Genomic DNA, 25500 nt, shown 5'->3' on the forward strand with positions numbered 1-25500 from the left:
AAAAAATCTTCACCATTATACCTAAAAGTAAGCATATAAAAATAAGGGATAAAAAAAGAGCGGTCAAATTGACCGCTCTTTTGCCTATTGGTTATCTTCTTGGTAAGTAACGAATAGGATCGACCGATTTACCTTTATAACGAATTTCAAAATGAAGTTTTACGCTATTGGTACCGGTACTCCCCATTTTGGCAATTTCCTGTCCAGCTCTGATTTCTTGCTGATCGCTAACAAGGATTCTGTCGTTGTGTGCATAGGCACTCAAGAAATCATCATCGTGTTTGATAATAATGAGGTTGCCATAACCACGCAATGCGTTCCCCGCATACACCACCCGACCGGCTGCCGCGGCTTTCACCGATTGTCCGCGAGAACCGGAAATATCAATCCCTTTATTGCCACCGTCAGAACTTGAGAAACCTTGGATAATATTGCCGTTTGCCGGCCACATCCATCTTGTATTGGAGGCAATCGGCGCAACAACATTTGCGTTCACCGGTGTTGTATTCCCCGTTGCAACCGGCGCTGTCGAAGTCGGGTAAGTCGGTGCGGAAGAAGGAACACCAGCACTTGATTTCACCGGCCCGATAATCGTACCGTCAGAACCAATTTGCGTACCGTTTGCCCCCGCTCTATAAGTAACGGCAGGTTCTACCTGTTTCACCGGAGCTGCGTTTGTATTGACCGGTACTGTCGTCGTTACGGTTTTAGTAACGCACTTACCTATTTTTAATGTTTGACCGACACTTAAACTATAAGGCTCTGACATATTATTCATTGCCGCCAGTTCTTTTACATCCATACCTGCTAGGTAAGCGATTAGAAACATTGTATCGCCTTTATTGACTTTATAAGTCTCCCCTTTGTACGAACCTTTTTGAATTTGGCTGTAATCCGGCGCGTTAGTATTTGGGTTACGCGGTACATTCACCATCGCAGAGCCTGTACAATCGGATACCGTTTTAGTTACCGTTTTGGTTTGAGGTTGTACCGGTGCGACAGGTTGAGCCGGCTGTACCGGTTGATAAGTCGGTTGAAAATTCGGCTGCGGTGTTTGAGTGCCGACAGGCATATTACCTGTTGCGTGGGTTCCCATATGATTTGGCATGGTATTTTGTTGAATTTCAGGCTGCCAAGTGCCGCCACCGTTATTATCTACCGGTTGCATAATACCCGGTGAAAGCGTACCGCCGGCATTTTCAATAGGCGCCTGAGTATTGGATGAACAGGCAGTCAAAATTGCCACACTCAAGGGTAACAATAAAAACGATTTTTTCATTTATTTTTCCTTCTTATTTCATTGTATTCGGCATAGCTTGTCGTTCTATTTCCGGCATAAAACCGCCCCCGGCAATCGCTCCTGTTCCCTCAACAGGTTGCATAATGCCATTCGGTAAGGCATCAGGATCGCTCATTTCAACTTTAGGTGAAGAACACGCTGCTAAAACTACCGACATAGACAACGCAAATAAACATTTATTCATAATAAATCCCATTATTTCAAAATAAAGTAAGCCGCCACCGCAAGCGCAACGACCGACCAACCAATAATTTCAATCGATTTACGTAATTTAACCGCAAATTTTTCTCCGCCCCATGCAGCTAATTTTGCGACAAGCAAGAAACGCACCGCTCGGGAAATAAATGCGGTCAGTACAAATGGGAAAAATGCCATTTGCATCACGCCGGCACAAATCGTAAACACTTTATAAGGAATCGGGCTGAAACCGGCAACAAAAACGACGAGTACGCCCCATTGCTCAAACCATTTTATCGCCGTTGCCCAATGGTCGCCATAGCCCCATTGTTGCACGATACCCTGTACCCAGTCCGTAGCAAAATAACCAATAGCATAACCCACCATACCGCCGAGAACGGAGGCGATTGCAGTATAAAGCGCAAATTTGACCGCACTTTTGGGCTTCGACATCGACATGGGAATCAACATCACATCCGGCGGAATCGGGAAAAAGATCGCTTCAATAAAACTCACAAAAGACAGCCAAAACGTTGCAAAACGATGTTTCGACCATTCCATGGTTTTATCATACATTGCCCCAAAAATATTCATTCTATTCACCTTTGATTGTCATTGAGACAAAACTCCGCATTATTCACGTTCCAGCCAATCTTGTAAAGCCTGAATTGAATGGTGGGCGGTCATATCGGCTTGAATAGGGGTAATCGAAACATAACCGTTTTTTACCGCATGGAAATCCGTTCCCTCTTGCTCGTTTTCCGGTAAACCGGCAGGGCCAATCCAATAGATGGCTTCACCACGGGGATCCTCTTGTTTAATCACTTCTGCCGCAGAAGAACGATAACCTAAATGGCAAACTTTATAGCCTTTGAGTTCGTCATAAGGTAAATCAGGAACATTAATATTAATAATTTCACGGGGATTGACTAACCGATTATGTAATTTAGGAATTAAATCCGCCACAACCCGAGCCGCCGTTTCATAATGTTGGCGACCGTCTAAGGATACGGCAATTGAAGGCAGTCCCAAATGACGCCCTTCTAATGCTGCCGCCACTGTGCCGGAATAAATCGTGTCATCGCCCATATTACAACCCGCATTAATGCCCGATACGACCAAATCCACTTGACCGGATAAAAAACCATTTAATGCCAAATGCACGCAATCCGCCGGCGTTCCGTTAATACAATAATCACCGTTATCTAAATGGCGCGGACGTAACGGTTCAACTAAAGTTAAGGCACTTGATGCCGCACTTCGATTACGATCCGGGGCGACTATCACTACATCGGCAAACTTGCGTAATTCCGCCGCTAAAACTTGAATGCCTTCTGCGTGAAAACCATCATCATTACTTAATAAAATTCGCATTATGCTTCCTTATAATTCACTAATTCTCGAATAAGTGCCGTGGCATAGCTGCCTGACGGCAAATAAAAAGAGAGTTTTAATCCTTCCTCAATAAATTGCCATTGGAAATTCTGTGCCCGCATTAACAGTGGACGGCGCGCCGCTTTCATTTTTTCTTGTTTCATCAAAGGTGAAAAGGCATTATGTTGTTCCACAATGGCATTTTCAATATTTGAGCTCACAAGATTTTCTTCCCCGATTAACGGAGCGGTGAGTAAAATATCTCGTGAATCTAACCGCACTTGTAATGCCGCTAAATCTTCCGATTCATCCGCTTTAAACCAACTGTGCGAACCATTTAATTGCACAATATCATTTGGCAAAATTTGTTGGGCAAGCCCCTGCTCAATGCGTGCCGCTACCACTAAATTAAAAATCTCACTACGTGCTGCAGAGAGGTAAAAACTGCGTTTTTTGCGATCTTTCACCTTAATTTCGCCTTGTGCCCAACGTAAGGCTTGTGTGAGATTATGACCGTCACGCCCAAAGCGTTGTTCCGTAAAATAATTGGGAAAACCAAAATTTGCCACAAAATTTAACCGAGTGTTTAACTCATCGCTTTCCTGTGCGTCACGCAGCAAAATTTCAAAATAATTGCCTTGTAAACTTCCCGTGCGAATTTTGCGATGATGGCGGGTGACCGCTAAAATCTCTACGCCTTCCACGTCAAATTGAGTGAAATCCGGCGTTTCCTGTCCGGGCATTTGCAGGCAGAACCATTGTTCCGTTATCGCTTGGCGATCCTTTAAACCGGCATAGCCCATATTTCGTTCCGGCACGCCGGCAAATTTTGCCAGTTTTTCGCCGACAAATAGGGTGTTACAACCGGTTTTTCGTACTTTTACCGCCACAAATTCCCCTTCCCCCGACATGTCATAGCCAAGATCTTCAATCACTATAAAATCAGCACATTCTTGCTTTAAAAGTGCGGTGGATTTTGGCGGCGTTTTTAAGGTGAGATAAGGGAGTTGTTCAAGCATGATTTTGACGTGTATTGTTAGGTTTTGCGAGATTTTATGCGACTTTTGTAGATTTATCCACTAAAATAACCGCACTTTTCACGCCAACTAAGGAATTTACTATGACTGATTTTGTCGCCCTTCAAGCAGAAACACGGGAAATTATCACCGATTTATTAAATGACGGCAGCGATCCTTCCGCCCTGTATATTATTGAACATCATGTGTCACACTATGATTTTGATTTATTGGAAAAAATTGCCGTAGATGCGTTTAAAGCCGGCTATGAAGTCTCCGAGGCGGAAGAATTTGAAGATGATAATGGAAAAGCCATTTTCTGTTTTGACATCATCAGCGAAGTGGAATTAAAAGCAGAAATTATTGATGCCCAACAAAAAGAAATTTTGCCGTTAATTGAAAAACATAAAGGGATTTATGACGGTTGGGGAACCTACTTTGAAGACCCGAGTGATGATGAGGACGAATACGGCAACGATGGTGAATTTTTTGATGAGGATGAGGTCGAAGAATCACGTTTACACTAATTGACTAACCTGACCGCATAAATAAAGTGCGGTCATTTTTTGGAGAAATTTATGAAACTAAAATCATTCGGTCTCATACTATTAGCGTTACCCTTTAGTACCTCAGTCTTAGCAGAAAATGCCGTCGCCCGGCAAACCAATATTGTTTCATTTAATACTGAAGCAGAAAAAAGCATTGAACGTGATTTATTAAATGTGCGTTTATTTTATCAAGTTGATGGAAAAGATTTAGCGGACTTAAATAAGACGATTTCAGAACGTTTAGATAAAGCGGTCGGCATTGTTCAAAAACAAAGTGCGGTGGAAATTAAAGGTAATTCCCGTAATACTTCTGTTCGTTACAATAATGAAGGGAAGAAAACAGGTTGGATTGCCCGCGCCAATCTTGTGTTGGAAAGTAAAGATTTCCAAGCCTTATCAGAGGTGCTCAATTCACTTGATGGCATTCTTGCGATTGAAGATGTAAATGCCACTATTTCACCGGAAAAATTAATGAGTGTAGAAAGCGAATTAACACAGGCTGTTATTGAAAAATTTAAAAATAAAGCGACATTAATTCAACATTCATTACAAATGAACAATTACCGTATTCTTAATTTAGACATTTCATCGGTGAATGAATCGACAGCAATCCGTCCTTACACCTCATCACGTGCGGCTAAAGTGGCAATGTTGTCCTCCGATACCGCACCGAATGCTTTTTTAGAAAACGGAAAAGAAGCGGTACGGGTTCAGGCGACCGCACAAATTGAATTACTTAAAGATTAATTTTCTATACAATTATTTTTTCTTCTATACAATGGCAGCGATTTTCAAACAATAAGGAAACCCTCATGAATGTAGCAAAAAATGTGGTGGTAGGCATTGCTTACCAAGTTCGTACCCAAGATGGCGTATTGGTGGATGAAGCACCAACAAATCAACCTTTAGAATATTTACAAGGTCACAATAACTTAGTGATTGGTTTAGAAAAAGCCCTAGAAGGCAAAGCGGTAGGCGATAAATTTGAGGTGCGTGTTCAACCGGAAGAAGGCTACGGCGAATACAATGAAAATATGGTTCAACGCGTCCCGAAAGATGTTTTCCAAGGTGTCGATGAATTAGTAGTGGGAATGCGTTTCTTGGCTGATACGGATATTGGGCCTGTTCCGGTAGTCATTACCGAGGTGGACGGCGATGAGGTCGTGGTGGACGGTAACCATATGTTAGCCGGTCAAGAATTACATTTCACCGTTGAAGTCGTCAGCACACGTGAAGCCACATTGGAAGAAATTGCGCACGGTCACGTTCACGGTGCGCACGGTCATCATCATGATAGCGATGAAGAAGGTCATGGCTGTGGTTGTGGCGGTCATCATGACCACGATCATGGACACGGCGGCTGTTGTGGCGGTGGTCATAAGCACGATCATCACGGACATGGCGGTTGTGGCTGCGGCGGTCATTAATATTTAACGTAAAAATCTGAAAGACTGAGACGGTTTACAAAAATCCTCAGTATTATTGCTTAATTATTAGGGACGCACTGCATGGCGTCCCTAATATTTTGTACTATCTTAATATCAGTAACTAAAATCTCCTTTATGCCAAATTTCGATGACTAAGCTAAGCTATTGATATTTTCAAACTCAGGCTATTTCAATCTTAAAGTTTTTTATCGTCCGACAGCTCCCATAAAATAGCCCTTGCTTTATTTAACAAGGGCTTTAGTATTTATATTTTACTTCTTCGTCACCACACTCGGAATTAATTTTTCCGCACCTTTTAATTTACCATACACCTCTTCGCTCAAACCGTGTTTTTTGCCGATGTCGTCTGCGTTATTGAGCGTGACAAAAACCGCACCGTTGTCATCTTCCCAAACTAAGGCTTTGAGCGGGAGATCTATAGCGAGGGTAGGGGCTTTAATCATCATTGGTGTACCTATGGTAGGCATGCCAAAGATTACCACGCTCGCAAACGGCATCGTTAAGCCTTTATCTTTCGCGGCAGCTTGGTGATCAATCACGGTAAAGACACTCATGCCTTTTTCGGTGACGGCATTTTTGATTTTTTCTACCGTTTCCACAGCAGTGTATTCACTTTTGACAGTTTTCATAGAATCGTTCTCTGCATGAGCTACAAATGCAGTGGTGATGAAAGGAATCGCTAAAAGTAAGGTTTTGAGTTTCATATTTACTCCTGTTTGATTGATGAGAATCGCTTGAAATTGTAAAAGATTTGTTACTGACTTTTCAGTGCTTGTTTGTAAAACTTGCTGTGTATTAGTCCTATAATAAAATAATGCCTTATCATTTACAAACAACTGACAAACGTTGAATAACCTATTACTAAAGACTTTAGCGGACACTTTCTTCAACCTTGCGGACGAGAAAAAAAGTTGCAGAACAAGAAACATGTTTTACCGAAGATGCACACGTTACCACCTATATCGGCAGTAAAATGTTTACGAAAATGCACAGCCGAGCATATTTATTGGTTGCAAAAAAATCGGCGAAACAATTATTGGCAAGCGATTAATTTTAGAAGCAAAACGGAAATTGGTGCACTGCGATAAAAGTGTACAGAAGTCAGTGATATGTTGGGGTTTCAAGAACACGTACATTTTGTCAAATTTTAAAAAACCAACCTATTGCCCCAAAAACGTTTCGAGAACGACATTAAAGTGCGGTCAAAATTTATAGGAAATCAATCTAGTCTAAAAAATGCGCTTAGTTTGAAATAGAGCGAGTCGCATTCGGGAAAACCATTTTGCGGTTGCCGGGTTACGCTGCGAACATAATTGAAGTGTAAAAAAGGCAACATTCCGTTGCCTTGTCTTTTTTGATTTTTATTCCGTTGCCTCTTTCAAAGGAACTTCCGGATCCGGTTGACCGGTAATTCGATTGCGTAAGTCACGACGGATAATTTCAATCGTCCAAAACCAGAAAATATGACCGACTAATTCGGAAATATGTTCGTATAACGGCCATTCTGCAACCGGAGGCGTTAAACCTAATACCGGGAACGTGATGTAGTGTACACAGATATTTGCGATGATACCTGCACCGATACCTTGCCAGAATTTGATTTTTGGGAAACGTTCCGCTACTAAGCAATAACCGATAGCGAACACTAATGAGAAAATGATGTGTGTCACACCAATCCAGTTAAAGGCATGATCTGCAAAAGTAAACGCCGCTTCTGTCGGGTCAATGCCTAAATAATCACGCAAGAAAACGTGTGGCGGGTTTAAAAAAGCACGCGAACAAACTTGCAATACCTGATCTTGGGTCAATCCCGTGATGTCCACTTTACAAGCCGCAGCGAAGAAATCAATCGGGCTGCGTGGCGGGAACGGATGCTCCGCACCCCATTTTACAAATGCAGAGATAATACCTGCAATGATACCGACAAGAATCGCCACACTATAACGGCGGCGGTTTGGCGGAGTTTGAGTGAAAATACCTGACATATTTTGCTCCGAAGATGTAAGAAAAAATTAACCGCACTTGTGATTCAATATCACCAAAAAGTGGGCTGCAACATTTCGCCGCTTAAATTACCGAACATTTATTTTTGTTATCGAAAAAAATAAATCACCGATAATTAATGGCAAAACGTGGTTTTAAATTCTTCACCAATTTAAATAAACAGTCAAGATTTAAAGCTATTTCCTACTCAAAAAAGAGTATTTACCCCAAATTTTCCGGCATGATGTAGCAATACACAATTTAAAGAAACGGAGAAAATACGATAAGCCCTCTCTGTTATAAAAATGCGCCCGTTACGTTCAACATAACGGGCGCAGGCGTTAATCTTGATTCAGCAAAAATTATAATTTTGCCGCCAACATCGCCTCTAATTTCTCTTGATCAACGGCGAATTTACGAATACCTTCAGCCAATTTTTCTACCGCCATGGCATCGCTGTTATGTTGCCAATAAAATTCGGCTTCAGTGAGCGGTTGAGGTTTTGCTTTGACTTCACCTTTGAAGTCAAGTTTACGCTCAAGTGCGGTTGAATTTTCTTGCAATTCTTTGAGTAACGGCGGCGCGATGGTTAAACGATCACAGCCGGCTAATTCAATAATTTCACCCACATTGCGGAAACTTGCCCCCATCACCACGGTGTTGTAACCGTATTCTTTGTAGTAATTATAAATTTTGGTAACGGAAATCACGCCCGGATCTTCCGCAGGTGCATAATCTTTTTTATCACTGTTTGCTTTATACCAGTCTAGAATGCGTCCAACAAACGGTGAAATTAAATATACGCCCGCTTCGGCACAGGCACGCGCTTGTGCTTCGGAGAATAATAAGGTTAGGTTACAGTTAATCCCCTCTTTTTCAAGAATTTCTGCGGCACGGATACCTTGCCATGTTGAAGCGATTTTAATCAAAATACGATCATTGGAAATGCCTGCGGCATTGTAAAGTGCGATCAGTTTACGGGCTTTTTCAACGGTGGCTTGCGTATTGTAAGAAAGGCGGGCATCTACTTCTGTCGAAATACGTCCCGGAACAATTTTTAAGATTTCTAAACCAATATTTACCGCTAATTTATCTTCCGCATCAATCAGTTGTTGTGTTTTATCATTGCTTTGTGATTTTGCATAACTCACGGCTTCATCAATTAACGGCGCATATTGCGGTAATGCCGACGCGCTTAAAATTAAAGAAGGGTTGGTTGTAGCATCTTGCGGTTGATATTTTTTGATGGCTTCAATATCGCCGGTATCCGCCACTACCACAGTCATACTACGAAGTGAATCTAATTGAGTTGTCATTGTCTTCTCCTTATTTTGATTGATGGGCGTTACGATAGCATAAATTGAATTTAAAGTGATAGTAAGAAATCGCAATAGATCGAATAGTTTTACAGCAGAAAAAGAAGAATTTTTAGTTTTTTATCAAAACTGTGATCAATATCACCTTTGTTGGAAAATAAAGCCTTTACAAATTTAAACATTTAAGATAAATCAATAAATTCAACGATTTTAATAATGATGATTTCACAACAATTAACCCCAAAAGGAGTGACTATGCAACGTAACCTACTCAATAAATGTATCTTTTTCTCCCTCACTTTGGCGCTCTCCGGCAGTCTTTATGCCGCTCAAGTTCCAGTGGGAACCGATCTTGCCCCGGTACAAAATATTGTCATTAATAACGGTTCGGAACCACAAAGTTTTGATCCGCACAAAACTGAGGGCGTACCGGAATCACAAGTGCTTTATCAACTATTTGAGGGGTTAATAAGCACCAATTCGGACGGTGAATTAGTACCGGGGGTAGCAGAAAGTTGGGAAAGCTCACCGGATTATAAAACTTGGACGTTCCATCTTCGCAAAGAGGCGAAATGGTCAAACGGTGATCCTGTTACCGCCCAAGATTTTGTGTATTCTTGGCGCCGTTTAGTCAATCCAAACACCGCCTCGCCTTACGCCAGCTTTTTAGACTACATGCAAGTGGTGAACGCGCAAGATATTATTGACGGCAAGAAAAAACCGGAAGAATTAGGCGTTGAAGCCAAAGACGATTACACCTTTGTAGTTTATTCCTCCAATCCCGTACCCTATGCCGCCGGTTTAACCACTCACCAATCTTTATTACCTGCCCCACAAAAAATCGTTGAAAAATTTGGCGATGCTTGGGTGAAAAAAGAAAATATTGTGACCAATGGTGCTTACAAACTAAAAAATCACATTATCAATGAAAAAATTGAGTTTGAACGTAACCCGCTTTATTGGAATGATAAAGAAACCGTAATCAACACGGCGACTTTCTTAGCAATCGAAAATCCGAGTACCGATGTTTCCCGTTATCGTGCCGGGGATTTAGATATTACCAGCTACGCTCTTCCTCCGGAGCAATTTGCCAAGTTGAAAAAAGAATTGCCCGATCAAGTATTCACTGCCCGTACTTTGGCGACTTATACCTATGAAATCAATAATCTGAAAGCGCCTTTCAATGATAAACGGGTACGCCAAGCCTTAAACTATGCCCTTGATCGTAATGTGATTACAGATAAAGTGCTGGCACAAGGTCAAACACCGACTTACGTTTTCACGCCACCTTATATTGCAGAGGGAGAACAAATCCAACAACCGGCTTATTCCCAACAACCAATGGCAAAACGTAACGAAGAGGCGATTAAATTATTGGAAGATGCGGGTTTCAGCAAATCTAATCCGTTGAAATTTACCATTCTTTACAACACCAACGAAAACCATAAAAAAGTGGCAATCGCCGCCGCTTCTATGTGGAAAGCCAATACCAAAGGCTTGATTGACGTGAAATTAGAAAACCAAGAATGGAAAACTTACATTGATAGTCGCCGTGCCGGTCGTTACGATGTGGCTCGTGCCGGCTGGAGTGCCGATTACAACCAAGCGACCACTTTCGGTAACTATTTCTTATCGACCTCCAGTAACAACACGGCAAAATACGCCAATGCGGAATATGATAAGGCAATGGCGGAATCTTATTTAGCCAGTGATGCTAAAGGCCGTGCGCAAGCCTATGCAAAAGCAGAAGCGATTTTGGCGAAAGATTTCGCTATCGTGCCGGTTTACAATTACGTTAATCCGCGTCTGGTAAAACCTTATGTGGGCGGTTATACCGCTAAAGATCCGCAAGATCATATTTTATTGCGTAATCTTTATATCATTAAACATTAAGAAAAAGTGCGGTTGAAAAAACGATTGTTTTTTTGACCGCACTTTTATTTTTATAAAATCCTTGCCTGATAAACAAGGAAAGAAAATATCGCTGTGATATTTGGGGTTGGAGTAATCATGTTCAAATTTATTCTTAAACGCGTGTTGGAAGCGATTCCGACCCTGTTTATTTTAATTACTTTTTCTTTTTTCCTCATGCGTTTGGCGCCAGGCAGCCCTTTCACTTCCGAACGCGCCTATCCGCCTGAAGTGATGGCAAATATTGAAGCAAAATATCACCTAAACGAACCGCTGCACAAACAATATGTACGCTATTTGGAAAACTTGGCGAAAGGTGATTTCGGCCCTTCGTTTAAATATAAAGATCAATCTGTAAACGATTTAATCGGCGCGGCATTTCCGGTGTCACTCAAACTCGGCAGCATTGCTTTTTTGTTTGCCCTCACCCTAGGTATTTCTGCCGGCACAATCGCCGCACTAAAACAAAACAGTCGGTGGGATTACATTTTGATGAGTATCTCGATGACAGGGGTCATTATGCCCAGTTTTGTATTTGCCCCGCTCCTTGTATTGTTTTTTGCCATTTGGCTTGGTTGGTTGCCTGCCGGCGGTTGGAATGAAGGCGCCTTGCCTTATTTAATTTTACCGGTTGCCTCACTCACTATCGGCTATGTGGCGGGAATTGCTCGGATTATGCGGGGTTCAATGATTGAAGTGCTTCATTCCAATTTTATTCGCACCGCCAAAGCCAAAGGGCTTTCTACCCGTCGAATTATTTTAAAACACGCACTGCGCCCCGCACTTTTGCCCGTCATCACTTATCTCGGCCCCGCATTTGTGGGCATTATCACCGGTTCAATGGTAATCGAAAGCGTATTCGGTTTACCGGGCATGGGTAAATTATTTGTGAATGGCGCACTAAACCGTGATTATTCTTTAGTATTAAGTTTAACCATTCTGGTTGGCACGCTGACTATTTTGTTTAATATGATTGTCGATATTTTATATGCGGTCATTGACCCGAAAATTCGTTATTAGGAGTGTGCAATGAGCCAACCGATTAACCAAAAAAATACTGAATTTGTGGAACAACTTGCAGAACATATAGAGGAAATGCAACTTGAGGGGCGGAGCCTCTGGCAAGATGCAAAACGCCGTTTCTTCCGCAATAAAGCCGCCGTAGCCAGTTTAATTTTATTGGCACTCATCATATTGTTTATCACTTTTGCGCCTCTATTTTTTCCCTTTACCTATGAAGATACGGATTGGAATATGATGGGCGTTGCCCCGACTACGGAGGGATTGCATTTCTTCGGCACGGATTCATCGGGTCGCGATCTTCTGGTTCGGGTTGCCATTGGCGGGCGGATTTCCCTGATGGTGGGGATTGCCGGTGCGTTAATTTCGGTGATGATCGGGACAATTTATGGCGCGATTTCCGGCTACTTTGGCGGCAAAATTGATATGGTGATGATGCGATTCTTAGAAATTCTCAGCTCATTCCCTTTTATGTTTTTTGTGATTTTGCTGGTCACCCTTTTCGGGCAGAATATTTTATTGATCTTCATTGCCATCGGGGCGATTGCTTGGCTGGGTTTGGCTCGGATTGTACGCGGTCAAACCCTTAGTCTCAAAAATAAAGAGTTTGTCGAAGCCGCTATTGTATGCGGTGTGCCGCGCCGCCAGATTATTCTCAAGCACATTATTCCCAATGTATTAGGTTTAGTCGCGGTCTATGCCTCGTTGGAAGTGCCGGGATTAATTTTATTTGAATCTTTCTTGAGTTTTTTAGGTTTGGGAACACAAGAACCAATGAGCAGTTGGGGCGCATTATTAAGTGATGGCGCGGCACAAATGGAAGTTTCCCCTTGGCTTTTAATCTTCCCTGCCTTCTTCCTCTGTTTAACACTATTTTGTTTTAACTTTATCGGCGATGGCTTACGCGATGCGCTCGACCCGAAAGATCGCTAGGAGAGGTTTATGGAAAAACAACATCAAAATCAACCGCACTTATTGGCTGTGCAAAACCTCTATGTCAATTTTCATACGCCTGACGGTATTGTTACGGCGGTGAATGATCTCAATTTCACCTTAGATGCCGGACAAACCCTCGGCATTGTGGGGGAATCCGGTTCCGGTAAATCCCAAACAGCCTTTGCCTTAATGGGCTTGCTTGCAGCAAACGGGAAGGTTTCCGGTTCAGCCTTATTTAACGGCACGCAACTGGTCAATTTACCGACGGCACAACTTAATAAAATCCGAGCAGAACAAATTGCAATGATTTTCCAAGATCCAATGACATCCTTAAATCCCTATATGAAGATAGGCGAACAATTAATGGAAGTCTTGATGCTGCACAAAGGGTACGACAAACAAACGGCATTCAATGAATCGGTAAACATGTTGGACGCAGTGAAAATGCCGGAAGCCAAAAAACGTATGGGGATGTATCCGCACGAATTTTCCGGCGGGATGCGCCAACGTGTGATGATTGCCATGGCATTACTTTGTCGCCCCCAATTACTGATCGCCGATGAACCGACCACCGCACTGGATGTGACGGTACAGGCTCAAATTATGACCTTATTAAATGAACTCAAACGGGAATTTAACACGGCGATTATTATGATCACGCATGATCTTGGTGTGGTCGCAGGTATTTGCGATCAAGTACTCGTGATGTATGCCGGTCGGACAATGGAATACGGCACGGCGGAACAAATTTTCTATCATCCGACCCATCCTTATTCCCTTGGGCTGATGGAGGCGATTCCCCGCCTTGACGGTAAAAATGAAACACTCGTCACAATTCCGGGGAATCCGCCAAATTTATTACATTTACCGACAGGCTGTCCGTTTTCACCCCGTTGCCATTATGCCGAAGCACAATGCAAAACTGCGCCAAAACTGACCGCACTTTCCCAAGGGCGTTTACGGAATTGCTGGATTCCGCCGGAACAATTTTAAGGACAACACTTATGATTAAAGAGAAAAATCTGTTATTAGAGGTCAAAAATCTGGGCGTATCTTTCAAAATTAAAAATAATAAAGCCCTCTTTTTTGCTAAACCACAAACCCTAAAGGCGGTGAAAAATGTGTCTTTTCAACTTTATGCCGGCGAAACCTTAGGTGTCGTTGGAGAATCGGGCTGTGGAAAATCCACCCTTGCCCGTGCCATTATTGGCTTAGTGGAATCAAACGAAGGCGAAATTGTTTGGCTGGGCAAAGATTTACGTAAACAATCGCCCAAACAATGGCATGATACACGCAAAGATATTCAAATGATTTTCCAAGATCCGCTCGCCTCGCTCAATCCTCGCATGAATATTGGTGAAATTATTGCGGAGCCGCTCAAAATTTATCAACCTCATTTGAATGCAGAACAAGTGAAAGAAAAAGTGCAAGCGATGATGTTAAAAGTGGGGTTATTGCCAAATTTAGTCAATCGCTATCCGCACGAGTTTTCCGGAGGTCAATGCCAGCGCATCGGTATTGCCCGTGCATTAATTATTGAACCGAAAATGATTATTTGTGATGAGCCGGTTTCCGCATTGGATGTATCTATTCAAGCCCAAGTGGTGAATTTATTGAAATCATTACAAGAAGAAATGGGGCTGTCGCTAATTTTTATTGCCCATGATCTTGCGGTGGTAAAACATATTTCCGACCGTGTACTGGTGATGTATTTAGGCAATGCCATGGAATTAGGAAGTGACGATGAAGTATATAACCATACCAAACACCCCTACACCAAAGCGTTAATGTCCGCCGTACCGATTCCCGATCCCAAATTGGAACGAAACAAAAATATTCAGCTGTTAGAAGGCGATCTTCCTTCGCCGATTAACCCGCCTTCAGGTTGCGTATTTCGTACCCGATGTCCGCTGGCAGACGAACATTGTCGTTTACAAAAACCGTCCTTTCATAGCGACAACGGGACACATTTTGTGGCGTGTTTAAAAGCTTAATAGGCAAAAGTGCGGTAAAAAAAGCTGTTATTTTTTAACTTGCTTTTGCTCTACATAGAAAATAAAAAAGTTGGCATAAGCCAACTTTTTTATTCTGTTCTAAGATAAATTATTTTTTCAACAAATCACGAATTTCAGTAAGTAATTTTTCTTCGTTTGAAGGTTCTGCCGGTGCAGCTTCAACCGGTTTTTTCAATTTGTTGATACCTTTTACCATTAAGAAAATTGCAAACGCAATAATGACGAAGTCGAAGACGTTTTGAATAAACATACCGTAGTTCAATGTTACTGCCGGAATATCACCTTTTGCCGGTTCTAAAATAAATTTTAAATCTTTAAAATCTACGCCGCCGGTTAAGATACCCAATACAGGCATCACAACATCACCCACAAGTGAACTTACAATTTTGCCAAACGCACCACCGATAATTACACCGACAGCCATATCAACAACATTGCCACGCATCGCGAATTCACGAAATTCCTTTATAAAGCTCATAAGTTTTTCCTTTTACTTATAGTTAAAGACATGGCGTATTATATGTTCTTTGGTTAAAAAGTAAACCCTTTAGATAAAGAACGAACTTGGTTGGAATAATTTTTCGATTTCAGAAACCGCTTTTTTATCGCCTAAATATACGATGACATGGTCACCGTCCTGAATTTCAACATTTTTATGCCCGATAATCACTTCATTATTGCGTAAAATCGCACCGATAATGCAACCGGCAGGCAAACGAATATGACGAATCGTTTTTCCCACAATATTGGAAGTATTCAAATCACCGTGGGCAACAATTTCAATCGACTCGGAAACGCCATGATGTAAGCTCGCTACATTTTTCACATCACCTTTACGCACATACCCCAACAAAGCGGAAATTGTCGCTTGCTGCGGAGAAACGGCTATATCAATCGTCCCGCCCTGAATTAGGCTGATATACGCCATACGCTGAATCAGCACCATGGCTTTTTTTGCCCCTAAGCGTTTTGCCAACAATGCCGACATAATATTGGCTTCATCGTCGCTGCTTAATGATAAAAACACATCAACATGCTCAATATGTTCTTCAAACAACAAGTTTTGATCGGAAGCATCACCGTGAAAAACCAAGGTTTTCGCTAATTTTTCCGCTAAGGCTTGCGCCCGTTCCGCATTACGCTCGATTAATTTTACCGTACAATGCTCTTCCAATTGTTTTGCTACACCGGCGGCAATATTACCCCCACCGACAATCATCACGCGTTTATAAGGTTTTTCGAGGCGTTGTAATTCACTCATTACCGCTTTAATATGCTCTGTCGCACAAATAAATGTAATTTCATCACCGGCTTCAATAATTGTCGAACCTTGCGGACGAATCGTTTTGTCACTGCGTAAAATCGAGACAATACGAAATTCAATATGCGGCATATGCTCTTTGAAAGCGGACAAGGCATGCCCCACCAATGCACCGCCGTAATACGCTTTCACTACTACCACGCTGATACGGTTTTTAGCGAAATGCGCCACTTGCAATGCCCCCGGATAAGCAATGAGCCGGGTAATTTCATCCGTGACTAAATTTTCCGGTGAAATCAAATGGCTGATAGGCACATTTTCATCATTGAATAACTTGTCTTTTTCCCGTAAATATTCCGAATTACGAATACGAGCAATACGTGTCGGCGTATTAAATAGCGTATAGCCGATTTGGCAAGCCACCATATTGATTTCATCCGATGATGTCACCGCCACCATTAAATCTGCATCTGCCGCCCCGGCATCACGCAAGATTTTCGGGGAAGAAGGCGAACCCTGCACGACTTTTAAATCATGTTTTTCCTGTAACGCTTGTAGTCGTGGTGATTCATTATCCACCAAGGTAATATCATTATCTTCACTGACCAGACTTTCCGCTAGTGTCGTTCCCACTTGTCCGGCACCCAGGATCATTATTTTCATGCCTCACTCCTTGTTAAGATCAGAGGTTGAATTCCGATTTTCACCGAATTTAGACCGCACTTTAACGCATTCACTTGGCGACAGATTTCATCCGTGACTGCATTGGCTTGCGCCATTTTCTCTTCGCTGATCTGTTCATCGATTTTTTGAAATAAAACCGCATCCAGTAAGCGCTCTGCGTGCATACCGTCACGGCAATAATGTAACACGCCCGCCTCATCAAATAGGGTTGCCACTTTCGCAATTTTTGTGGTTGCAATACCCAGTGCGCCGTCTTCACCGCCTAATTCTCGGAATAACGCATGCTGCGGAAATCCGCCGCAAGCCAAGAAAAAAGCACGGCGAAACACCACATTTCCACCACAGGTCATTCTCATATGCTGCCAAGCAAAATCAAAATTAGGGTGTTCGGCATAACGAGTCGCCAACCCTATCGGTTTTAAGGCTAAACGTACCAACGAAGTATCCGGCTGAAAATGAAAGGTTGCCGCCGCCACTTCTAATGCGCCTTGCTCATAGGCATCGTCCGCATCCAAAAAAGCGATCAATTCGTTGGTGGATTGCAATGCGCCCCAATTTCGTGCCTTTGCAACACCGCCGTTTTTACTCATTGACTCGACAAAAATCCGTTCCGGATACTGTGCGGCAAAGTGATTCGCCAATGCAAGCGTACCATCGGTCGAGGCATCATCAACCAACCAAATTTTGCCTAAATAAGGTTGACTCAAAACAGATTCCACCGCCCGTGTTAATGTTTTTTCCACGTTATAGCAGGGAATAATCACATCAATATGAGGAAACACTATCGCCCCCTTGGTTTATGCCCGTTTACGCAATTTTGCGTAATAAAACCCGTCACCGCCATTTTGCTGCGGAATAAACTGAAAACCGACCGCACTTTCATTATCGGTGAAAGGTAACGGCAGTAATTCGGCATCATGTTGTTCTGCGAGAAACGCGGCAATTTGCTCGCGATTTTCTTCAGCTAAAACGGAACAGGTGGCATACAATAAAATGCCATTCGGTTTCAATTTCGCCCAAAGGGCTTTTAAGATACTTTTTTGTAATGCCACAAGTTGTGCAATGTCCGTTTCTTGGCGTAGCCATTTAATATCAGGGTGACGGCGGATAACACCGGTGGCGGAACAAGGCGCATCAAGTAAAATACGGTCAAATTTCACCGCACTTTGTCCAATTTCTGCCAGCCATTGATCCGGTTTAGTCGCATCACCGCAAACTACAATTGCCTGTTGGTTTAAACGTGCCAAGTTTTCTTCCACCCGGCTCAAACGCTGTGCTTCAATATCCAACGCGATGACTTTCGCTCGTGGAGCAAGTTCTAAAATATGCGTCGTTTTCCCTCCGGGGGCGGCACAGGCATCTAAAATCCACTCATCATTTTGCGGTTCAAGCAAGGTTGCCGCCCATTGTGCGCTGACATCCTGTACCGTTACTACGCCTTCCGCAAACCGGGGTAATTTTTGTACTGCAATAGGCGAGCTGAGACGTAGCGCATTGGGATGAATACCGTTTTCTGCCTCAATTTCCGATTCTGCCAATAAAGTGCGGTAATTTTCCGTGCTGTTTTGTTGTGAATTAACCCGCAACCACATTGGCGGTTTTTGATTATTCGCCTCAATGATTTCACGCCAAGTTGGATAAGCCTTTTTCAATTTATTCACAAACCATTCAGGGTGCAATGTTTGCCAATGTTTATCCACTTGCGCCAAAATACTTTCTTGTTCACGCAAAAAACGACGTAGCACGCCGTTCACCAACCCTCGAAAACTATCCGATTTCAATGTTTTTGTTGCGTTCACCACCTCATCAACCGCAGCATGTGCGGGGACACGCATATAGAGAAGTTGATACAGCCCGACCAGTAACAAACAATGCACAATGCGGGTTTTGCCTTTGAGCGGTTTATCCACAAGACGTTGGATAATTTGCTCCAAACGAGGCAGTACACGACATACGCCAAAACAAATTTCTTGCAGAAGCGGGAGATCTTGTATTTTTACGCTGTTCTGTACGATAGGAATTAAGCCGGAAAGGGATTTCCCTTCATCAAGCACTTGTAAAATGATCTGTGCAGCAACCGCTCTTGTGGAAAGTGCGGTTGATTTTTCCCGTGTTTTTTTCATCGGCTGATTTTTTCTCGGTTTTTGAGATGAACGTTGAACTTTCATTAGGCTAACACCTTACAGACAGGAAACCAATCTGCCCGTCCGTTTAACAAATCCTGTACCGACATCGGCTTTTTACCTGCCGGTTGCAATTGCAGAATATTCAGCACACCTTCAGTCGTGGCAATTTGAATACCGGTTTTATCGGCACACAGAATCATACCCGCCGGTTTATCTTGATGGGGCAATACTTCCGCTTGATACACTTTTAAGGTTTGCGAATTGCCCGCTTGATCCGTCGTGCTGAAATAAGCCATCGGCCAAGGGTTGAATGCCCGAATATTCCGTTCAAGTTGTGCTGCGGAAAGAGACCAATCCAACTCGGCTTCCTGTTTGGAAAGTTTATCCGCATAATTGCTTTGGCTATTATCTTGTTTTTCAGCGATAAATTTTCCATTTTCAAGCTGATCAAGCACCTCAATTAATGCCGACGGTGCTAATTTCGCCAATTTATCATAAAGACCGGCGGAGGTTTCTGTCGGTAAAATATCACAATAAACTTTATGCAACATATCACCGGTATCTAGCCCCTCATCCATTTGCATAATGGTCACACCGGTTTGAACATCGCCCGCCCAAATCGCACGCTGAATCGGTGCGGCACCACGCCAACGCGGCAAAATAGAACCGTGCACATTCAAACAGCCTAAACGCGGTGCATCCAGAATCGCTTTCGGCAAAATTAAGCCATACGCCACTACGACCATTACATCGGCATTTAATGCCTTTAATTCAAGTTGCGCCTCTTCTTTACGTAAAGATTTAGGCTGATAAACAGGAATATGATGTTGTTCGGCAAGCTGTTTTACCGGACTCGCCTGTAATTTTTTGCCTCGCCCAGCCGGTTTATCGGGCTGCGTATAAACCGCGATCACATTATGTTGAGAATTGATTAAGGCTTGTAAATGCCGGGCGGCAAAATCAGGCGTACCTGCGAAGATAATATTGAGTGGTTTCATCATGTTCTGCGTTATGTTTAAGAATATTCCCGATAATACGAGAGAGAAAGTAAAATGCGGTCAAAATTAACCGCATTTTTCGTTATTGTTTTGCCAGTTGCTTTTTGTATTTTACTAATTTTTCTTTAATGCGTTGGCGTTTAAGAGGGGAAAGATAATCCACAAACAAAATCCCGTTGAGGTGATCAATTTCGTGTTGAATACAAATGGCGAGTAAGCCGTCTGCATTTAAGGTAAATTCGTTACCGTCACGATCAAGGGCTTTCACCGTCACTTTTTCTTTCCGAGGCACAAGCGCACGCACACCCGGAATGGATAAACAGCCTTCTTCAATACCGGTTTCGCCTTCTGACGCCAAAATTTCCGGATTAATCAATACCAATTGATTTTGTTTATCTCCCTCAATATCAATGGTAATAATACGTTGTAAGATATCCACTTGCGGTGCGGCTAACCCAATGCCTTCCTGTTGATACATGGTATCAAACATATCATCGACAATTTTGCGAATAGCATCATTGACTTCGGAAACAGGTTCACAAACGACTTTTAAGTGTTCGTCAGGATAAATTAATACATTAAGTGCGGTCATAATTTCTCTTATTTTTTAAATTGCAATTCGTTGCGCGATTGTAGCACAGGAAGCTCTGTCTGTCCTTAATTTGGATGATTGGTAAGAGTTCCGTTATCCGAACTCCAACTCAACCGCACTTTCGCCCAACATATTGGCTAATTCCGTTAAAATTTCATCGGTCGGGGTAATCGACCACTGAACGCCAAGACGTAGCAACGCTCTGCCTTTTGCGCTTTGATAATACACATTGATCGGTAACGTTCCGCCGCTAACCGGTTCAAGCATTTGTTTCAGTTGTTTAATAAACACCGGCGTGATTTGTTCGTCCGATAAACTAATGGCAAGGGATTTTGCATAGCGGGAACGGGCTTCATCTAACGTCATCATATCCCGTACGGTCATTTTTAAACCGCCGGAAAAATCATCAAAACTCACTTGCCCCGATACCACCACTACTGTGTCTTTTTGCAGTTTTTCACCAAACTGCTCCAAACTTTCGCCAAATAACGTAATATCTAAACGTCCCGAGCGATCATCTAATGTCGCAATCCCCAGTCGATTCCCCTTTTTGGTAATCGAAATACGCGACGAAACAACTAAGCCGGCTGCCGTACTCATTTGTCCGCGACGATTCGGTGTCAGTTCTTTTAAACGGGTTGAGCTGTAATGAGATAGCTCTTTTAAATAACGGCTGACCGGATGGCTGCTTAAATAAAGCCCTAGGGTTTCTCGTTCGCCGTCTAAAATTTGTTTTTCCGTGTAAGGCGGTGTATTGGCGTAAGCATTTTCAACTTCTTCATGGCTTTCCGTCAGCACCCCGAACATATCCGATTGCCCCATCGCTTCATCTTTGGCGTGTTGATCAGATGCTTTAAGGGCATCTTCTAAATTTTTAGCCAGTGCGGCACGGTGCGGACCCAATTTATCAAATGCACCGGACATAATCAGGCTTTCAAAGGTGCGCCGATTGATTTTTTTCAAATCGACACGGGCACACAGGTCAAATAAATCTTTAAAAAACCCGCCTTCATTCCGTGCACTAACCAATGCCTCAATCGGGCCTTCTCCCACGCCTTTAATCGCACCGATACCATAGACGATTTCACCGTTTTCATTCACACTGAAATGATGTTTACCCACATTAATATCCGGTGGGGTAACTTTTAATCCCATTCGCAAACATTCATCGTACAAACCGACAATTTTATCGGTATTGTCCATTTCCGATGTCATCACCGCCGCCATAAATTCCGCCGGGAAATGGGTTTTCAACCAAAGTGTTTGATAAGAAACCAGTGCATAGGCTGCCGAGTGGGATTTATTAAAGCCATAACCGGCGAATTTTTCCACCAAATCGAAAATCTTCATCGCAAGTTCGCCGTCAACACCGTTTTTGATCGCGCCTTGTTCAAAAACAGAACGTTGTTTCGCCATTTCTTCCGGTTTTTTCTTACCCATTGCCCGTCGCAATAAATCCGCACCGCCTAATGTATAGCCGGCAAGAACCTGTGCAATTTGCATGACTTGCTCTTGATACAAAATAATGCCATAGGTAGGCTCCAAAATCGGTTTCAGACTTTCGTGCTGATAATTCGCATCGGGATAAGAAACCTCTTCACGGCCGTGTTTACGGTCGATAAAGTTATCCACCATCCCCGATTGCAGCGGGCCGGGGCGAAACAGTGCCACCAATGCGATAATATCTTCAAAACAGTCCGGTTGTAGGCGTTTAATCAAATCTTTCATACCGCGCGATTCCAACTGGAATACGGCTGTCGTTTCGGAACGTTTGAGCAATTCGAAAGAATCCGGATCATCCAACGGAATCGAAGCAATATCCACCATGGGTTTGCCTTCCCGTGCCATACGGGCATTGACCATATCCAACGCCCATTTGATGATGGTGAGGGTGCGTAATCCCAAGAAGTCAAATTTGACTAAACCGGCATATTCCACATCATTTTTATCAAAGTGGGTTACCGGGTGAAGGCCTTCACTATCACAATAAAGCGGGGCAAAATCGGTAATTAAAGTAGGTGAAATCACTACGCCACCGGCATGCTTACCGGCATTTCGGGTTACGCCCTCCAGCTTGCGCGCCATATCAATTAGCGCTTGCACTTCCTCATCGCTGTCATAGGCGGCTTGTAATTGTGGCTCAATCTCAAAGGCCTTGGCAAGTGTCATGCCCGGATCGGGCGGAATCAATTTAGAAATGCGATCCACAAAACCGTAGGGGTGCCCCAATACCCGCCCGACATCGCGAATCACCGCCTTCGCCGCCATCGTACCGAAAGTAATAATTTGTGATACCGCACCACGCCCATAGGTGTCCGCTACGTGCTCAATCACACGATCCCGTCCGTCCATACAGAAATCCACGTCAAAATCGGGCATGGAGACACGTTCAGGGTTTAAGAAACGTTCAAAAAGCAAATCAAATTCTAAGGGATCGAGATCGGTAATTTTTAACGCATACGCCACCAATGACCCCGCACCAGAACCCCGTCCCGGCCCCACGGGAATATCATTATCTTTCGACCATTGAATAAACTCCATCACGATCAAAAAGTAACCGGGAAACCCCATTTGGTTAATTACATCAAGTTCTACTTGCAAACGTTCATCATATTCCGCACGTTTTTCCGACCGCACTTTTTCATCGGGAAATAAAAACGCCAACCGTTCTTCCAAGCCCTCTTTCGATTTCATCACCAAATAATCTTCCGTACTCAGTTTCCCCGTTGGGAATTGCGGTAAGAAATATTGCCCAAGGCGCAAGGTAACACTGCAACGCTGTGCGATTAATAGGGTGTTTTCAAGGGCGGAAGGAATATCGGCAAATAACGCACACATTTCCTCTTCAGTACGGAAATACTGCTGTGTCGTGTAAAGTTTAGGGCGTTTGGGATCATCCAAGGTATAGCCGTCATGAATCGCCACGCGGATTTCATGGGCTTCCGCATCATCCGACTTTAAAAATACAACATCATTGGTTGCCACAAGGGGTAAATGTTGAGTCTCCGCAAGGGCACAAGCGGCTTTGATATAACGTTCTTCATCAGGCTTGCCGGTTCGGGTTAATGCCAGATAAAAATGATCAGGAAAAAATTCTTGGTAAAAACCGACCGCACTTTGTGTTTCCGCCGCATTTTCTTTCAACAATTTTTTACCCACATCACCTTTTGTTCCGCCGGATAAAATAATCACGCCCTCACGGTGTTCGATCAACCAATCTTGATCGATGTAAGGCAAATCGTCATAGCCCCGTTGGTAAGCCTTCGATAAGAGCAGTGTGATATTTTTATAGCCCGTATTATTTTTCGCAAGTAAGGTCAGCTCAAATAATTCATCACCGCATAGCTCGCTACGCACTCGCACATCCGCACCAATAATCGGTTTAATGCCGGCAGACAATGCTTCCCCATAAAAACGCACGACACCACAAAAATTGGTGAAATCCGTCAGTGCCATCGCCACCATATTATTTTCCGCACAGGTTTTAATCAATGGTTTTACCTTGGCAATCCCATCAATCATGGAAAAATCACTGTGTGTACGGAGATGGACGAAACGGGGTTGTGTCATTTAAAATCCTTGAAAGTGCTGTCAATTTGAATACATTTTATAGGCGAGTATTATACGGAAATTTGGGTTGAAGGGAAAACAAAGGTCTTAATGATCTATGTCAATTTGGCCTTCGTTTTATTCCATATTGCCTTTTATATCTTATGATACAGAAAACCGCTTTTGCCATTGTTTTGGGCTGATATGGTGTTTGGCTTTAAAATGCTGGCGAAATGCTGTTGTGGAATGAAAGCCAATTTGGTGAGCAATGTCGTCAATCGTTAATTTGGTACTTTCTAATAATTCCCGCCCTTTTTGTAACCGAACCTCAATCAACCATTCAGTGAATGCCATTCCGGTTGCTTGACGGAAATGACGGGTAAATGTGCTGCGGCTCATCATTAACTTTTCAGCGAGTATATCAATAGAATAGTCAGCGTTTAGGTTAGTCCTCATGATATCTAACCATTCGTTGATGTTTTCATTAGCGGTTTTGCGTGCGATAGGTTGTTCAATAAATTGTGCTTGTCCGCCCTCCCGATGAGAGGGTATCACCAACAAACGAGCCAGTTGATTAGCAATTTTTACCCCATATTGTCGGCGAACAATCGCAAGGCAGCAATCTAACCCTGCAGACGTTCCTGCAGAGGTGATGATATTTTCATCTTCAATGTAAATTGCATTGCACTCTAATTTTACCTGTGGGAAACATTGTTTAAAATCCGTTTCACCTAACCAATGTGTCGTGGCGTTTTTACCATTCAGCAATCCGGCATAAGCCAGTGAATATGCCCCATAACACAGCCCCACAATCATCGCTCCACGTTGTGCCGCTTGTTGTAATGCTAGTATTAAAGCCTCGGAGGGAGGTTGATCAACATTATCCCAACCCGGTATCACAATAAAATCAGCTTGAGCTAACAAACCCAAATCGCCATCAGCTACAATCGTAGCAGGATAGGACTGTGCCACCCTTGGATTTTCCGCCACAATCTTGACATTAAATAAGGATTTGCCCTCAATTTCTGTTGAAAAAACCATATAAGGCACAGAAAACTGAAAAGGGTTAAATTGGGGATAAAGTACAAGTGCAACAGTTGGAATAGGCATTTTTTTCTCATGTGAATAAATTTGACCCAATTTTTTCGATATTTGAATAATAAGTCAATATTTTTATTTTATCTCTCTTTCATAATAACCACACCGCACACAAGCGGTTTAATTTATCTTATTTTTACAAGAGGAA

General features: G+C 43.0%; 25 protein-coding genes. 9 read left to right on the top strand and 16 right to left on the bottom strand.

The features are described 5' to 3' along the window. Window positions 1-91 precede the first annotated feature (91 nt). Genes nlpD through truD form a run of 5 tightly spaced genes read right to left on the bottom strand, consistent with a single transcriptional unit; the run spans window position 92 to window position 3870 of the window. The gene (gene nlpD, locus FEE42_RS07705) at window positions 92-1279 is read right to left on the bottom strand and encodes a murein hydrolase activator NlpD (RefSeq protein ID WP_059368616.1); all 1188 of its coding nucleotides are present in this window, start codon (window positions 1277-1279) and stop codon (window positions 92-94) included. Window positions 1280-1292: 13 nt separating this feature from the next. Continuing rightward, on the bottom strand, window positions 1293-1484 hold the full coding sequence (locus FEE42_RS07710; protein ID WP_059368617.1) for a hypothetical protein: 192 nt from the start codon (window positions 1482-1484) through the stop codon (window positions 1293-1295). 11 nt (window positions 1485-1495) lie between these two features. Continuing rightward, window positions 1496-2071, bottom strand: coding sequence for a YqaA family protein (locus tag FEE42_RS07715; protein ID WP_059368618.1), 576 nt, complete (start codon window positions 2069-2071; stop codon window positions 1496-1498). Between the two features lie 39 nt (window positions 2072-2110). Further along, window positions 2111-2851: a 5'/3'-nucleotidase SurE gene (gene surE / locus FEE42_RS07720; protein WP_059368619.1), complete on the bottom strand. Its 741-nt coding sequence runs from the start codon at window positions 2849-2851 to the stop codon at window positions 2111-2113. Continuing rightward, window positions 2851-3870 carry a tRNA pseudouridine(13) synthase TruD gene (truD, locus tag FEE42_RS07725; protein WP_164028063.1) on the bottom strand — a complete coding sequence of 340 codons (1020 nt, stop codon included), beginning with the start codon at window positions 3868-3870 and terminating at the stop codon, window positions 2851-2853. The genes surE and truD overlap by 1 nt, the downstream gene beginning before the upstream one ends. A gap of 101 nt (window positions 3871-3971) precedes the next feature. Between truD and rraB the strand changes: the two genes are divergently transcribed. The 3 genes from rraB to slyD all read left to right on the top strand — a co-directional run bounded on the left by rraB (window position 3972) and on the right by slyD (window position 5842). Continuing rightward, window positions 3972-4394 carry a ribonuclease E inhibitor RraB gene (rraB, locus tag FEE42_RS07730; RefSeq protein WP_059368621.1) on the top strand — a complete coding sequence of 141 codons (423 nt, stop codon included), beginning with the start codon at window positions 3972-3974 and terminating at the stop codon, window positions 4392-4394. 51 nt (window positions 4395-4445) lie between these two features. Further along, window positions 4446-5162: an SIMPL domain-containing protein gene (locus FEE42_RS07735; protein WP_164028064.1), complete on the top strand. Its 717-nt coding sequence runs from the start codon at window positions 4446-4448 to the stop codon at window positions 5160-5162. 65 nt (window positions 5163-5227) lie between these two features. Continuing rightward, entirely contained in the window at window positions 5228-5842 is a 615-nt protein-coding gene (gene slyD, locus FEE42_RS07740; RefSeq protein ID WP_077582111.1) for a peptidylprolyl isomerase, read from the top strand. Between the two features lie 272 nt (window positions 5843-6114). Here the strand turns inward: slyD and FEE42_RS07745 are convergent, their stop codons facing one another. Next, entirely contained in the window at window positions 6115-6567 is a 453-nt protein-coding gene (locus tag FEE42_RS07745) for a DUF302 domain-containing protein (protein ID WP_059368624.1), read from the bottom strand. A 188-nt stretch (window positions 6568-6755) separates the two neighbouring features. Here FEE42_RS07745 and FEE42_RS07750 point away from each other — a divergent pair, with 188 nt between their 5' ends. Continuing rightward, window positions 6756-6914 (top strand): hypothetical protein, encoded by a 159-nt coding sequence (locus tag FEE42_RS07750; RefSeq protein ID WP_157888083.1) that lies wholly within the window; start codon window positions 6756-6758, stop codon window positions 6912-6914. 310 nt (window positions 6915-7224) lie between these two features. On the opposite strand, the gene FEE42_RS07755 is transcribed toward FEE42_RS07750, so the two are convergent. Together FEE42_RS07755 and tal are read right to left on the bottom strand one after the other, a co-directional pair. Next, complete coding sequence (locus FEE42_RS07755; protein WP_059368625.1) at window positions 7225-7848, bottom strand: YagU family protein; 624 nt, start codon at window positions 7846-7848, stop codon at window positions 7225-7227. Between the two features lie 360 nt (window positions 7849-8208). Continuing rightward, the gene (gene tal, locus FEE42_RS07760; RefSeq protein WP_059368626.1) at window positions 8209-9162 is read right to left on the bottom strand and encodes a transaldolase; all 954 of its coding nucleotides are present in this window, start codon (window positions 9160-9162) and stop codon (window positions 8209-8211) included. A gap of 255 nt (window positions 9163-9417) precedes the next feature. Between tal and FEE42_RS07765 the strand changes: the two genes are divergently transcribed. The 5 genes from FEE42_RS07765 (at window position 9418) to oppF (ending at window position 15023) form a co-directional block, all read left to right on the top strand. Beyond that, the gene (locus tag FEE42_RS07765) at window positions 9418-11055 is read left to right on the top strand and encodes an ABC transporter substrate-binding protein (protein ID WP_164028065.1); all 1638 of its coding nucleotides are present in this window, start codon (window positions 9418-9420) and stop codon (window positions 11053-11055) included. A 117-nt stretch (window positions 11056-11172) separates the two neighbouring features. Beyond that, window positions 11173-12093 (top strand): oligopeptide ABC transporter permease OppB, encoded by a 921-nt coding sequence (gene oppB, locus FEE42_RS07770; protein WP_059368628.1) that lies wholly within the window; start codon window positions 11173-11175, stop codon window positions 12091-12093. A 9-nt stretch (window positions 12094-12102) separates the two neighbouring features. Then, complete coding sequence (oppC, locus tag FEE42_RS07775) at window positions 12103-13026, top strand: oligopeptide ABC transporter permease OppC (RefSeq protein ID WP_077582116.1); 924 nt, start codon at window positions 12103-12105, stop codon at window positions 13024-13026. Window positions 13027-13035: 9 nt separating this feature from the next. Then, window positions 13036-14022, top strand: coding sequence for an ABC transporter ATP-binding protein (oppD, locus tag FEE42_RS07780; protein WP_164028066.1), 987 nt, complete (start codon window positions 13036-13038; stop codon window positions 14020-14022). A gap of 11 nt (window positions 14023-14033) precedes the next feature. Then, complete coding sequence (gene oppF, locus FEE42_RS07785) at window positions 14034-15023, top strand: murein tripeptide/oligopeptide ABC transporter ATP binding protein OppF (protein WP_077582117.1); 990 nt, start codon at window positions 14034-14036, stop codon at window positions 15021-15023. A gap of 109 nt (window positions 15024-15132) precedes the next feature. Here oppF and mscL read toward each other — a convergent pair whose 3' ends face one another. The 8 genes from mscL to FEE42_RS07825 all read right to left on the bottom strand — a co-directional run bounded on the left by mscL (window position 15133) and on the right by FEE42_RS07825 (window position 25364). Then, entirely contained in the window at window positions 15133-15522 is a 390-nt protein-coding gene (gene mscL, locus FEE42_RS07790) for a large-conductance mechanosensitive channel protein MscL (RefSeq protein WP_059368631.1), read from the bottom strand. A gap of 69 nt (window positions 15523-15591) precedes the next feature. After that, window positions 15592-16968, bottom strand: coding sequence for a Trk system potassium transporter TrkA (gene trkA / locus FEE42_RS07795; protein ID WP_164028067.1), 1377 nt, complete (start codon window positions 16966-16968; stop codon window positions 15592-15594). Next, window positions 16965-17771 (bottom strand): glycosyltransferase family 2 protein, encoded by an 807-nt coding sequence (locus tag FEE42_RS07800; RefSeq protein WP_164028068.1) that lies wholly within the window; start codon window positions 17769-17771, stop codon window positions 16965-16967. Before FEE42_RS07800 ends, trkA begins: the two co-directional genes overlap by 4 nt. 15 nt (window positions 17772-17786) lie before the next feature. Next, window positions 17787-19157 (bottom strand): 16S rRNA (cytosine(967)-C(5))-methyltransferase RsmB, encoded by a 1371-nt coding sequence (rsmB, locus tag FEE42_RS07805; protein WP_418067134.1) that lies wholly within the window; start codon window positions 19155-19157, stop codon window positions 17787-17789. Beyond that, a complete protein-coding gene (gene fmt / locus FEE42_RS07810) occupies window positions 19157-20113 on the bottom strand; it encodes a methionyl-tRNA formyltransferase (RefSeq protein ID WP_164028069.1) in 957 nt (318 codons plus the stop codon). Before fmt ends, rsmB begins: the two co-directional genes overlap by 1 nt. Before the next feature lie 82 nt (window positions 20114-20195). Continuing rightward, a complete protein-coding gene (def, locus tag FEE42_RS07815; protein WP_059368635.1) occupies window positions 20196-20705 on the bottom strand; it encodes a peptide deformylase in 510 nt (169 codons plus the stop codon). Between the two features lie 93 nt (window positions 20706-20798). Further along, window positions 20799-24275, bottom strand: a complete 3477-nt coding sequence (gene dnaE / locus FEE42_RS07820; protein WP_164028071.1) for a DNA polymerase III subunit alpha — start codon at window positions 24273-24275, stop codon at window positions 20799-20801. A gap of 141 nt (window positions 24276-24416) precedes the next feature. Then, the gene (locus FEE42_RS07825) at window positions 24417-25364 is read right to left on the bottom strand and encodes a GlxA family transcriptional regulator (RefSeq protein ID WP_164028073.1); all 948 of its coding nucleotides are present in this window, start codon (window positions 25362-25364) and stop codon (window positions 24417-24419) included. Window positions 25365-25500: the final 136 nt, after the last annotated feature.

The sequence above is a fragment of the Rodentibacter caecimuris genome (genome assembly GCF_010587025.1).
GTDB lineage: Bacteria > Pseudomonadota > Gammaproteobacteria > Enterobacterales > Pasteurellaceae > Rodentibacter > Rodentibacter caecimuris.

Bases quoted from the DNA above. Each gene is read 5' to 3' on its own strand.
- nlpD (WP_059368616.1), bottom strand. From the start codon at position 1,279: ATGAAAAAATCGTTTTTATTGTTACCCTTGAGTGTGGCAATTTTGACT.
- FEE42_RS07710 (WP_059368617.1), bottom strand. From the start codon at position 1,484: ATGAATAAATGTTTATTTGCGTTGTCTATGTCGGTAGTTTTAGCAGCG.
- FEE42_RS07715 (WP_059368618.1), bottom strand. From the start codon at position 2,071: ATGAATATTTTTGGGGCAATGTATGATAAAACCATGGAATGGTCGAAA.
- surE (WP_059368619.1), bottom strand. From the start codon at position 2,851: ATGCGAATTTTATTAAGTAATGATGATGGTTTTCACGCAGAAGGCATT.
- truD (WP_164028063.1), bottom strand. From the start codon at position 3,870: ATGCTTGAACAACTCCCTTATCTCACCTTAAAAACGCCGCCAAAATCC.
- rraB (WP_059368621.1), top strand. From the start codon at position 3,972: ATGACTGATTTTGTCGCCCTTCAAGCAGAAACACGGGAAATTATCACC.
- FEE42_RS07735 (WP_164028064.1), top strand. From the start codon at position 4,446: ATGAAACTAAAATCATTCGGTCTCATACTATTAGCGTTACCCTTTAGT.
- slyD (WP_077582111.1), top strand. From the start codon at position 5,228: ATGAATGTAGCAAAAAATGTGGTGGTAGGCATTGCTTACCAAGTTCGT.
- FEE42_RS07745 (WP_059368624.1), bottom strand. From the start codon at position 6,567: ATGAAACTCAAAACCTTACTTTTAGCGATTCCTTTCATCACCACTGCA.
- FEE42_RS07755 (WP_059368625.1), bottom strand. From the start codon at position 7,848: ATGTCAGGTATTTTCACTCAAACTCCGCCAAACCGCCGCCGTTATAGT.
- tal (WP_059368626.1), bottom strand. From the start codon at position 9,162: ATGACAACTCAATTAGATTCACTTCGTAGTATGACTGTGGTAGTGGCG.
- FEE42_RS07765 (WP_164028065.1), top strand. From the start codon at position 9,418: ATGCAACGTAACCTACTCAATAAATGTATCTTTTTCTCCCTCACTTTG.
- oppB (WP_059368628.1), top strand. From the start codon at position 11,173: ATGTTCAAATTTATTCTTAAACGCGTGTTGGAAGCGATTCCGACCCTG.
- oppC (WP_077582116.1), top strand. From the start codon at position 12,103: ATGAGCCAACCGATTAACCAAAAAAATACTGAATTTGTGGAACAACTT.
- oppD (WP_164028066.1), top strand. From the start codon at position 13,036: ATGGAAAAACAACATCAAAATCAACCGCACTTATTGGCTGTGCAAAAC.
- oppF (WP_077582117.1), top strand. From the start codon at position 14,034: ATGATTAAAGAGAAAAATCTGTTATTAGAGGTCAAAAATCTGGGCGTA.
- mscL (WP_059368631.1), bottom strand. From the start codon at position 15,522: ATGAGCTTTATAAAGGAATTTCGTGAATTCGCGATGCGTGGCAATGTT.
- trkA (WP_164028067.1), bottom strand. From the start codon at position 16,968: ATGAAAATAATGATCCTGGGTGCCGGACAAGTGGGAACGACACTAGCG.
- rsmB (WP_418067134.1), bottom strand. From the start codon at position 19,157: ATGAAAGTTCAACGTTCATCTCAAAAACCGAGAAAAAATCAGCCGATG.
- fmt (WP_164028069.1), bottom strand. From the start codon at position 20,113: ATGAAACCACTCAATATTATCTTCGCAGGTACGCCTGATTTTGCCGCC.
- def (WP_059368635.1), bottom strand. From the start codon at position 20,705: ATGACCGCACTTAATGTATTAATTTATCCTGACGAACACTTAAAAGTC.
- dnaE (WP_164028071.1), bottom strand. From the start codon at position 24,275: ATGACACAACCCCGTTTCGTCCATCTCCGTACACACAGTGATTTTTCC.
- FEE42_RS07825 (WP_164028073.1), bottom strand. From the start codon at position 25,364: ATGCCTATTCCAACTGTTGCACTTGTACTTTATCCCCAATTTAACCCT.